The sequence below is a fragment of the Actinomyces dentalis DSM 19115 genome (genome assembly GCF_000429225.1).
Classification (GTDB): Bacteria; Actinomycetota; Actinomycetes; order Actinomycetales; family Actinomycetaceae; genus Actinomyces; species Actinomyces dentalis.
Genome location: NZ_AUBL01000013.1, coordinates 66,180 through 76,978, shown reverse-complemented (window position 1 = coordinate 76,978; position 10,799 = coordinate 66,180). Strand labels below are relative to the sequence as shown.

8 protein-coding genes are annotated in these 10,799 nt (G+C 70.9%); 1 reads left to right on the top strand and 7 read right to left on the bottom strand.

What is annotated here, in order from left to right:
• Nucleotides 1–288: IS256 family transposase (locus G446_RS0104565; RefSeq protein ID WP_026409254.1), on the top strand; the 288-nt coding region annotated here is incomplete at its 5' end.
• Between the two features lie 222 nt (nucleotides 289–510).
• On the opposite strand, the gene G446_RS0104560 is transcribed toward G446_RS0104565, so the two are convergent.
• From G446_RS0104560 to G446_RS0104530, 7 genes are all read right to left on the bottom strand, one after another.
• Nucleotides 511–1,950, bottom strand: coding sequence for a sugar transferase (locus tag G446_RS0104560; RefSeq protein ID WP_026409253.1), 1,440 nt, complete (start codon nucleotides 1,948–1,950; stop codon nucleotides 511–513).
• A gap of 277 nt (nucleotides 1,951–2,227) precedes the next feature.
• Complete coding sequence (locus tag G446_RS15975) at nucleotides 2,228–3,724, bottom strand: tyrosine-protein kinase domain-containing protein (RefSeq protein WP_084778994.1); 1,497 nt, start codon at nucleotides 3,722–3,724, stop codon at nucleotides 2,228–2,230.
• Nucleotides 3,725–3,939: 215 nt separating this feature from the next.
• Entirely contained in the window at nucleotides 3,940–5,412 is a 1,473-nt protein-coding gene (locus tag G446_RS0104550; protein WP_026409252.1) for an oligosaccharide flippase family protein, read from the bottom strand.
• Complete coding sequence (locus tag G446_RS0104545; protein ID WP_156916520.1) at nucleotides 5,412–6,752, bottom strand: O-antigen ligase family protein; 1,341 nt, start codon at nucleotides 6,750–6,752, stop codon at nucleotides 5,412–5,414. Before G446_RS0104545 ends, G446_RS0104550 begins: the two co-directional genes overlap by 1 nt.
• Nucleotides 6,736–8,973, bottom strand: coding sequence for a glycosyltransferase family 4 protein (locus G446_RS0104540; RefSeq protein WP_026409250.1), 2,238 nt, complete (start codon nucleotides 8,971–8,973; stop codon nucleotides 6,736–6,738). The genes G446_RS0104545 and G446_RS0104540 overlap by 17 nt, the downstream gene beginning before the upstream one ends.
• Nucleotides 8,970–9,911: an ATP-grasp fold amidoligase family protein gene (locus G446_RS0104535; protein ID WP_026409249.1), complete on the bottom strand. Its 942-nt coding sequence runs from the start codon at nucleotides 9,909–9,911 to the stop codon at nucleotides 8,970–8,972. Before G446_RS0104535 ends, G446_RS0104540 begins: the two co-directional genes overlap by 4 nt.
• A gap of 56 nt (nucleotides 9,912–9,967) precedes the next feature.
• Nucleotides 9,968–10,762: a glycosyltransferase family 2 protein gene (locus G446_RS0104530; protein WP_051285646.1), complete on the bottom strand. Its 795-nt coding sequence runs from the start codon at nucleotides 10,760–10,762 to the stop codon at nucleotides 9,968–9,970.
• Nucleotides 10,763–10,799 lie beyond the last annotated feature (37 nt).

Here is a 10,799-nt window from a genome sequence, read left to right as displayed (position 1 = left end):
ACCGCGTTCGCCGCCTTCCCCCGCGAGCACTGGACCAAGATCTGGTCCAACAACCCCATCGAGCGCCTCAACCGCGAGATCAAGCGCCGAGCAGACGTCGTCCAGGTGTTCCCCGACAGCGAGTCCGTCACCCGCCTGATCGGATCCGTCCTGTTGGAGCAGCACGAGGAGTGGCAGTACGGCGAACGCCGCTACCTGTCCCAGACCTCACTGCGACACCTGACCGACATGCTCCAGGCCGACAACAGCGCCAGCGACCGCGCCGCCCTGCCCGCCATCACCACCTGACCGGAAGAACACCACACCAAGGGACTTGACCCCGGTCCGACGCCGCCCGGCCCGCGAGATCGTCACTTAACCCGCGAGCACGTACCTCTAGCAGACGTGCTCGCGGGTTAAGTGACGATCTCGCGGGTTAAGTGACGTGCTCGCGGACCCGGCCGGGGCGGAGGAGCAGGCCCGGGCCCGAGAGGAGCAGGCCGGACGCCGGAGCCGGCGACCCGGCCCGCGTCAGGCGGAGCCCTCCCGGCGCAGGACGACCCCGACCGTCTTGAGCAGGATCATCAGATCCATGACCGGCGTCCAGTTCTCCACGTAGAACAGGTCGAAGCGCAGCGCCTCCTCCCAGGTCAGCGACGAGCGCCCGTTGACCTGCCACAGGCCCGTGAGCCCGGGCTTGACCAGGAGCCGGCGCGCGGCCGTCTCGTCGTAGAGCGCCACCTCCTTGGGCACCTGCGGGCGCGGCCCCACCAGGCTCATGGAGCCCCCGATGACATTGAACAGCTGGGGGAGCTCGTCGATGGACGAGCGCCGCAGGAAGTGGCCTATCCTCGTGATCCGGGGGTCGTCGTCGATCTTGAACAGCGGCTTGCCCGACCGCCCCTGCTCGGACAGCAGTCCGGCCAGCTCGGCGTCGGCGTTGACCCGCATGGTGCGGAACTTCCAGATCCGGAACTCCTTGCCGTCCAGGCCGACGCGGGTCTGCCGGAATATGACCGGCCCGCGGTCCTCGCGCCAGATGAGCAGCGGGACGACGATCCACAGCGGAAGGGCCAGAACGCACAGGACGCTCGCCAGCACGAGGTCCATCGCCCGCTTGATCAGGCGCTTGACGCCGTCGGGGCGGGGGCGGCGGACCTCGGCGAGGGTCAGCCCGTCGGCCGACCACTGGCGCTGGCGGGATCCGACGACGTCGAGCCGGGGGGCGACCATCATGAGCCTGCTCCCCGGACCCAGGTCCCGGCTGAGGTCGCGGATCGCGGCGAGGGTCAGGCCGGAGTCCCGGGCGATGACGACGGCGATCCCGTTGGAGGCGCCGATGGTCTCGCGCAGGCCCTTGACGCCCCCCAGCACGGGCACGCGCCGGACCCGCTCCGTGCGGGCGCACTCGTCGTCGGAGACGAAGGCGCCGCAGACCCTCAGCCCCAGTCCGGGCCTGCGCTCGAGGTCGGTGATGGTCCGGGCCACGGAGCCCGTGGGCCCCACCACGAAGGTCGGCTGGGTGAACCTCCCCCGCAGCCGGGCCCTCACCAGGCGCCGCCGGGCGAGGCACCGCCACACGACGAGGGCCACGACGCCGATGCACAGCGCCACGAGGAAGTACCCGCCGGGGACCGGCACCTCGATCAGATGCAGCAGCAGGCAGATCCCGGCGAACTCGGCGACCGTCGCCCCGACCACGCGCCGGTACTCGCCGGCCCCGTGCCCCAGGATCTGCTCCCGGTACGTCTTGGCCCCCGCGAGCAGGAGGGCCCAGCTGCCCGTGATGACGCAGCCGAGCACAATGCTGTGCAGCGCGCTCGCGCGCACGGCGGCGCTCTGCGGGTCGGCGCTCCAGGCGAGGCTCAGGATGTGGACGCCGCCGATGACGACCACGATGATCGCCAGGTCGCCCGCGCGCAGGCGCCGCGGGAAAACGGTTCCCGGCCCGTTGACGCCGAGGCCCGGCATCGGACGGGGAGTAGATGGATGAGTCATTAGCACTTCCCAGGTCTCAGTGCATCATGCCGCAGGTGACGGCTGAGGCGGGACGGCGCGGGCGCGGCCGCCGGAGCGGGCCGCCGCGACGCCGTCGGTTGTCGGTGGCAGGGGCGCAAGGGGGGAGCCGGGGAGGTCGGGAGCGCAGTGCGTGGCCGGGCCGTCTCACGGGCCGCGGATGCGATCGCCGTCGTCCCCGTCGGCGGCGCCCGGGACGCGCGCGGGGGCGCGCCGGCGGCGGGCATCGGCCTCACCCCTCCGCGGCGTCGCGCCTTCTGGCGCGCCTGGTGCGGTGGTCCCCGGCGGGGCGCCTGAGGGCGACCACCTCGCTCACGCCGGACCGGGTCTCGGACGGGGAGGGCGCGGGGGCGACGGGGGTGACGGGGGCGGCGTCGACGGTCGTGCGCTCGCCGGGGCCCCGGCGCGGCCCGCGGACCGTCAGGGCTGCCGACGACGCCCGGTTGAGGACGGCCCCGATGATCGTGCCGCCCCCCTGCTTGATGGCCTGCGCCGCCCGGCGCAGCTGGTCCTGGGCCGTGCGGCCCACGCCGGCGACGAGCAGGACGCCGCCGGCGTGCTCGGCCATGACGACGCCGTCGGTGAACTCCAGGACCGGCGGGGAGTCGACGATGACCACGTAGTCGGAGGCGAGGTAGGTCAGCAGGTCGGACATGCGGGCCGAGCCGAGGAGCTCGGAGGGGTTCGAGGGCGCGGCGCCGGCCGGGATGACCTGGAGCCCGCGGACGGAGGTGCTCACCATCACCTGGTCGAGGGTGGCCGCGCCGATGAGCAGGTGGGCCAGACCCGGGCGCTGGGGCGGCAGGGCGAAGACCTCGCCCAGGATCGGCTCGCGCAGGTCGCCCTCCACGAGGACCACCCGCTGGCCCGACAGCGCCATGACCCGCGCGAGGTTGATGGCCACGGTCGACCTGCCCTCGCGCCGCGCGGGGGAGCAGACGACGAAGACCCGCTTGCCCGCGCTGACCTGCACGTGGCGCAGATTGGTGCGCAGCTTGCGGAACTCCTCCTCCGCGCTCACGTCCACCGCCTGGAGGCCGCGGCCGTTGAGGATCGAGTCCGACGTCGGCACGGCGCCGAGCACCGGGCCGTGGATGATCTCGGACACGTCCGCCACGGAGCGGATCCTCTTGTCGGACAGCTCGCGCACGACGACCCACGCGTAGCTGAGCACGAGTCCGACGGCGAATCCGATGGCGGGGTACTTCGCGATCGACGGCGAGCGGACCGGGTTCGACAGGCTCGCGGAGGACATGAGCACGACGTCGACCGGCGAGCCGTCCCCCTCGAGGCGCTTGAGCTCGGCCCCCGCCTGGTTGACGACCTCGTCGGCGATCTTCTGGGCCTCGGAGACCGTCGACGCGCTCGCCGAGACGGTGACGTTGAGCGTGCCGTTCTCATGGTTGGCCGTCAGGGTCCTGGCCAGCTGGGCCGGGGTGGTCTTGAGGGCCAGGGAGTCCACGACCCTCTGGGCCACGGCCTCGGAGGTGAAGACGGGCACGACGGCGTCGACCTTCTGGTTGGCCAGCTGGGAGGCGGTGAAGTAGGTGCCGGTATCGTCCTTCCCCTCGGCGGAGACGTCGACCCGCACGTACGCCACTGCCGAGACCGTGTAGTTCACGGGCGCCACGAGGGCCACGCCCAGGGCCAGCAGGGTGCAGGTCAGCACACCCAGCACCAGGGGGACGATCCGCTGACGAGTCAGCGTGAGGAGATCCTCAAGAGTCATCTTCACATCACCGACCAGGATTCAGGACTGGGAGAAGCGGCGCCTTCCCGCAACGGACGCTTCAGGGGGTACACGCATAAGGCTTGCGAAGCATAGCACGCATCCAGCCAGCGCAGTCCACGATGTCCGGTTCCCAGGCGACGTTCTGGGAAGAGCCTAAAAAGCGCATTGCGTGAACCAACCGCTTCCATCATCGAACCTCCTCTTCTTCGACGTCACTTCATCGAGTTGAGCGCCCTCAGCGAGGCTGCGAGCGACTTGATATTGATCAATAGCACGGCCGCCGACACGGCGCACATAACGAGCACTGTGATCACAAGAGCAGGCAGGCCGAGCGCCACCAGGGCCCGCCTGAGCGCCCAGCCGCCCAGGGCCGCCGCGAGCGTCGACAGGGCGTACAGGCCGAGCGCCCCGGCGTCGAAGGCCGTCGCCAGGCCCCCGTCCATCTCCTTGAGGCTCAGGCGGATGAGGACCGCCGTCATGCCGACGTTGACCGCGACCGACGCCACCGCCGGGCCGACGAAGCCCATGAGCGCGTACAGGGCGACGCACAGGACCGCGTTGAGCACCACGGCCGCCAGCGAGACGACCATGAGCGTCCTCGTCCGGCCGGCCGCGCTGAGGATGAGGGACAGGCTCGCGAACCTGACCATGGTGGTGACCAGGTAGAGGCAGAAGACGGCGTAGCCGGGCAGGTAGCGCGCGCCGTAGAGCACCTGGATGGCCTCGGGGGCCACGACGAAGCAGGAGACGGAGAAGGTGACGGTCGTCAGGTACCCCACCGCGAGGTAGTGCCTGAACAGGAGGCGGACCCGGTCCTTGCGCCCGGCGGCGATGTAGCGCGTGACGATCGGGATGATCACCGTCAGGAAGGACGCCGAGACGACGTCGAGGGGCAGGATCGTCGCGCAGTTGGCGTAGATGGCGTAGCGCTGCGTGCTCTCGTGCATCCCGATGACCAGCTCGCCGACCTGCCTCATGAGCGAGGCCGTCAGGACGTAGACGGCCATGGGCAGGGAGAAGGCCAGGATCTCGCGGATCCGATCCCAGCGCGGCCGGATGAGGCGGATCATGTACTTCCACCGGCGGAAGCAGTCCCAGAACCACAGGACGGACAGGGCGTCGAGGGCGAGCAGCATGGCGAACAGCACCGCGATGCTGGAGGTCAGCAGCGCCGTGATGAGCACGGCCGTGAACTTCAGGGCCGAGAAGACGATGTTCCTGATCGCGATCGCCTTCGCCCGGCCGATCGACATGATGAGCACCTGGAACATGCTGGTCATATTGGTCAGCATCGGCCGCAGGGCCAGGAGGACGACGAGCGCCGGGAGCATGGGGTTGGAGAAGTAGCCCCCGATCGCCCCCCGCAGCGCCACGAGCAGGACGGCCGTGACCAGGCCGACGGCGGTCTGTATGACGAAGATCGAGTTCACGTACTCCCGGGCCACGTCCTGGCGGCGGTCCCGGTTGAAGAAGTAGTTGACGGCGTCGACCAGGCCCAGGACGGTCGCGTCCGCCCCCAGGGCCACCAGCAGGACGCCCTGGGCGTAGGTGCCGTAGGCCTCCAGCGACAGGCTGCGCGAGAGGATCATCGTATTGGCCATGGTCGACCCCAGCGTCACGAATTTGACGCCGGCCAGCAGGAGGGAGTCGACGGCGCTGCCCGACCTCGGTCTGGATCCGCCCATCACCGGATCCTCGTGATCGTCCCCGTCGGGGCCTCGGCCACGACGAGGGAGGGGCGGGGGCGAGCCCCGGGCCGCTCCGGCCGGCCGCCGTCGTCCATCAGCTCGTCCAGCCTGCTCGCCAGGAACGGGAGGAGGTAGAACATGCCCATGTTGTAGACGTAGATCTCGCTGACGGACATGACAGACATGGCCGTGTAGACGGCGATGAAGGCGGCCCTGGCGGGAGTGGAGCACCGGGAGGCGTCGGCGCGGGCGCTCGCCGTCCACAGCAGGGCGATGAACAGGCCGACGGCCACCAGGCCGCCGTCGTAGGCGATCTGGAGGTACTGGTTGTGCGCCTGCCACAGCAGCCCCTTGAAGGCGGGGATGAAGGCGCCGAACTGGGAGTTGATGCCGTAGCCGAACAGCGGGGAGTCCGCCAGGATCGGCATGGCGGCGTCCCACAGCTCGGTGCGCCCCGTCATGGTGACCGACTTGCCCAGCAGCCCCTCGATCTGCGCGGCGAAGTAGGTCTGCACCCGGGCGACGACGACCAGGAGCGTGACGGCGACGCCCAGGACGGTCGCGCCCCGCATGGAGAGCAGACCGCCCGCGCGCAGGTGCAGGCGCACCGCCAGGTAGACGACCGCCATGATGGCGGCGCCGACCCAGGCCGTGGCGACATGCAGCGTGATGATCTGCACGATCCCGCTGGAGATCGCCAGGACCGTCCGCCAGCCCCAGCGCCGGCGGGAGCCGGAGTCGTACAGCAGGGCCAGGAGGATCGCGGGGAACACGCAGTCGGTCACGCGGGTGCGGATGCCCAGGAGGTAGGAGGGCTGGGCGAAGAACTCGTGCTGCCCCCAGGAGGCCACCGAGCCCGTGCCCGTCATGATCATGACGTAGTTGACGAGCAGGTAGATGAGCAGCAGGTCCGTCAGCACCCGCAGGAGCCTCCTGCGCTCCTGACGGCCGTACCCGGCGTACAGCTCGATGAGCATGAGGATGGACAGCTGGCTGAGCGTCACATAGCCCCAGTTGAGCAGGTCGCCGTCGCGGTAGACCGTCGGCAGGAGGGAGGCCAGGCGGTAGAGGACGAACAGGATGACGGCCGTGGACAGCGGTATGCGCCGCACGATGTGGAGGTTGACCAGCCAGGCGAAGACCACCGCCGTCAGGACCTTCATCATGGGGGCCAGGGCCGGGGTCTGGCCGACCATGATGGGCCTCATGAGCACGAAGCACACCGCCATCAGCCCGAAGTAGCGCAGCGGGTAGCACCGCCGCAGCAGGTCGGGGTCCAGCACGGCGGGCAGCGTCCGGCGCACCGCGCCCAGAGCGCGCTCAGCGATAGAGGTCAACGTACTTCTCCATCATCGCCTCTGCGGAGTAGGGCGACGACGTCCGCACCGCCCCGGCGCTCAGCCTCGCGTACAGGGCCGGGTCGTCGCAGATGGCGGCGATCGCCCCGGCGGCCGCGGCGGCGTCGGCCTCGACGAGGGCGCCGTTGACGCCGTCGTCCACGAGCTCGGCGACTCCCCCGGCGCGCGTGGCCACCACGGGCAGCCCGGAGGCCATCGCCTCGATAATGCTCATGGGCATGCCCTCGTAGTCCGACAGCAGCACGAAGAGGTCGCAGTCGCGGTAGAAGGCGGCGGTGTCCGTGCGCCGGCCGGCGAAGCGGACGCGCTCGGAGATCCCCAGCTCCCGGGCCCGCTCCTCCAGCGCGCCCCGGAGGGGCCCGTCGCCCACCAGGGTCAGCGAGACGTCCCGCCCCGACTCCCTCAGCCGCGCCACGGTCCGGAGCAGCAGGGCGTGGTTCTTGGCCGGGGCCAGGCGGGCGACGCACAGCAGGCGCGCCCCCGCGCCGCGCGGCCCGCGCCGCTGCGGGCCGCGGAAGGCGTCGAGGTCGATGCCGTTGCCCACGACGGGGACCGCGGAGGGGGGCAGGGCGTACTCGCGGCAGATGGAGGACCTGACCTCCTCGTTGAGGGCGACCGGGACCACCCCGTGGGAGAAGGCGAGGCGGTTGACCTCCCTCAGGACGCGGTGGCGGGTCTCCTCGCGCGCGATGTTGTGGACCGTGTGGATGACCTTGACCCGTCGGCCGTACAGGCGCACCGCGGGCAGCACGTACTCCAGCACGGGCAGGTGGGTGTGCACGACGGCGGGCGAGAAGTCCCGCATCTGCGCGCGCAGTCGCAGCACCGTCCGCGGGTCGGGCCCCCCGGCCTTGTTGAGCGCCACGACGTCGACGCCGGCCCGCCTCATGAGCCCGGCCACGTCCGTGTCATCGCCGTGGAGGGAGACGACCCGGACCGGGTGGCCCGCGCGGGAGAGCTCGCGGGCGAGGTGGAGCACCATCATCTCGGCGCCGCCGGTCTCCAGGCCGTGGATGACGATCATGACGCGCACGCCGTCCGACGGCGCCGCGGCGGCCGGCCCGGGGGCGGGGGCCGCGGGCGCGGCGGGCCCGGGCGCCTTCGCGAGTCCGGCCCCCCCGGCGGCCCTCGCGGGCTTCGCGGGCCGGGCGAGCGCGCGGGCGATCTCGTCGAAGACGGCCTCGGGCGCGTAGGCGCGGGCGCGCTCGAGGGTCGCGCGCCTCATGGCGGCGAGCTCCTCGTCCGGCAGGGCGAGCAGCTCGCGGATCGTCGCCTCGAGCAGCTCGGGACGGTCGAAGTCGTAGCTCAGGCCGGTGACCCCGTCCTGGAGCATCTCGTGGTAGTAGCGCCAGCGGCTGGCCACCACCGGCAGGCCCGCGTGCATGGCGTCGATGATCGTGCCGGGCACGCCCTCCCCGGTCCACTCGGTCGGGAAGATCAGCGCGAAGTGGCCGCTGACGGCCGCCGCGGCCCGCTCGGGGGGCACGCGGCCCGCGTAGCGCACGTGCGGGACGGAGTCGACCAGGCGGCGGAAGCGCTCCTCGTAGGAGGGCTCGATCGGGCCGAAGACGTCGAGCGTCACCATGGGCGGCCCGTCCCCGTTGATCGCCGCCACCGCCCGCACGGCGTTGTCGATGCCCTTCTCGGGCGTCACCCGGCTGAGAGTGCACAGCCGGTAGGGGGGCCCCGACGGCGGGGCGTGCGGATCGACGTCGACGTCGTCGACGTCCTTGAAGTTGGGCAGGTGGGAGGCGTTGCGCACCCCGAGGGCGGAGAGCCGGTCCGCCAGGGCGCGGGTCTCCACCCAGTTCACCTCGAAGGAGTTGAGGTAGTGCACCAGGAGGCCCGAGGGGTCGGCCTCGACGTCGTCGGCCAGGGACCCCCCGATGAGGTCGTGGTAGATCCTGACCCCCAGCGCCGTGGAGGCGAGCCACAGGATCGGGAACAGGGTCCTGCGCCCGCCGCTGGACAGGAGGACGACGACGTCGTCGCACTCGTGCAGGCACCGGAGCAGCTCCCGGACCACCCGGCCCGTCTCGCGGCGGTAGTCGCGCGTGTCCGCGACGCGGATGTTGGAGGCGCCGAAGCGGCGCACCAGGTAGCGGTACAGGGTGCGGGTCTTGACGGTCTGGCCGTCGACCATGGTCTCGTCGGGGTCGATCCGGCCGATGAAGCCGATCCTCCTCCTGCGCGCCCTCACAGCATGACGCCTTTGAACGGCTTCTTCTCGGGCAGGCGCAGCCTCTGACCGAATTCGAGGTCGTAGCGGGGTGGGCGGAAGTCGGACAGGCCGCTGGTGCAGGTGAAGGTGATCTCGCCGACGTAGACCCGGCCGTCGACCTCGTAGAAGTCGACCCGGGCGCAGGCGAACCCCTTCCCGAGCTCCCGGGCGAGGGCGAGCATCTGCTCCAGTCCCCGCGGCCTGGGGACGTCGGGCGCCCGGCCCTCGTCGTAGACGTACTCGAACGGCGCCCTGGTCCAGTCGGGCAGGTACGTGCCCAGGACCCTGCGGGTGGACCTGCCCTCGACGGTGATGGCGAACTGCACGTCCCCGTCGAAGGTCATGAACTTGTAGTCGCGCAGTCCGCCGGTCTCATCCTGGATGAACCGCTCGCAGACGATTCTGGGCTCGCAGAACTCGTAGTGCAGTTCGAACCCGCCCATCATCGCCTTCCGCAGGGCCAGCCAGGACGCCATCCGGCGCCGGGCCCCCCGGACGTCCAGGGCGCCCTTGTCCGTGACGAGGATGTTCCAGGCGGAGCCGTGGGTGGCCTTGAGGGCGAACCGCTCCGGCAGGGAGTCGAAGTCGATCTCGTCGGGCGAGTCCCACACGCCGACGAGCGGCACGAGGAACTCCTCGCCGACCCGGTCCGCGATCCACTGCCTGGCCAGGTACTTGTCGGCGACCCTGCCCTTGAGCGGGGTGCTGTCGTAGAGCTTGAGCCACTGGAGCTTGTCCATCATGGTCCGGGGGTGATCGAGGTCGCAGTCGCGGCCCTTGGACAGCCGGTACCACCGCTCCAGCTCCGCGCGGTACCGGTGCGGGTCCAGCCGGCAGTTCCGGCGGTAGACCGCCTGCTTGACCCATGTCTGCGCCAGATGCGGGAGAATGGCGAGCGTGACGTCCTTGACGCTCACGCTCCGCGCCCCCGCGTTCCGCGCCTCGCTCCGAGCGCCCCGTCGCACCGCTTTCATCATGCGTCCCTTCTCCTCTTCTGAACGGCGTGCACCAGCTGCCAGAACAGGCAGTAGGCGGAGTAGGGGCGGGACAGCCCCTCGACGTCGCGGTAGAGGTGCCACGTCCGGCGGATGGCCTTGGTCTTGCTGCTGGACAGCGAGCCCGCCGTCTTGCGGTACTTGGCCAGGCACTCGTCCAGGCCGTACAGGATGTGCCCCGCCTTCATCACCCCCAGCCAGGTCGCCGCGTCCTGCCCCCGCCTGAGGTCCGGCATCTGAAGAAGGCCGCGATCGACGATCCGGGTGTCGAACAGGATCGTGTGGCTGCAGCTCACCGTGTTCTTCAAGAACCCCTTGTAGTCGATCGTGGCGGGGACCCTCACGAAGTTGCGGTGGTCCCCGTTCTCCTCGATCGTCTCGTAGGAGGTGAAGCAGGCGCCCGCCCCCGTCTCCGTCATGAAGGCGATCTGGCGCTCGAGCTTGTTCGGCATCCACTGGTCGTCGGAGTCGAGGTAGGCGATGTAGCGGCCCCGGGCGTGCGCGAGCCCCCGGTTGCGCGCCAGGGCGACGCCCCCATTGGAGGCCTGGGCGAAGGTCCTGAGCCGCCGGTCCCGCTGCGCCAGCTCCTCGACCAGCGATCGCGTCCGGTCCTGCGAGGCGTCGTCGACCGAGAGCACCTCCAGGTCCGCCATGGTCTGGGACAGGGCGCTCTCCAGCGCCTCGAGGATGTGCGCCTGGCTGTTGTAGGAGGGGACGATCACGGAGACGAGGGGCGCGGCGCCGTCGGGCGGGCGCTCATCGACCCCGCTCATCGCCCGCTCACCCCCTCCGGGGGCGGCGGGACGTCCC

Excerpts from the sequence above, each read along its gene's own strand:
- G446_RS0104560 (WP_026409253.1), bottom strand. The coding sequence starts at position 1,950 with ATGCCGGGCCTCGGCGTCAACGGGCCGGGAACCGTTTTCCCGCGGCGC.
- G446_RS15975 (WP_084778994.1), bottom strand. The coding sequence starts at position 3,724 with ATGACTCTTGAGGATCTCCTCACGCTGACTCGTCAGCGGATCGTCCCC.
- G446_RS0104550 (WP_026409252.1), bottom strand. The coding sequence starts at position 5,412 with ATGGGCGGATCCAGACCGAGGTCGGGCAGCGCCGTCGACTCCCTCCTG.
- G446_RS0104530 (WP_051285646.1), bottom strand. The coding sequence starts at position 10,762 with ATGAGCGGGGTCGATGAGCGCCCGCCCGACGGCGCCGCGCCCCTCGTC.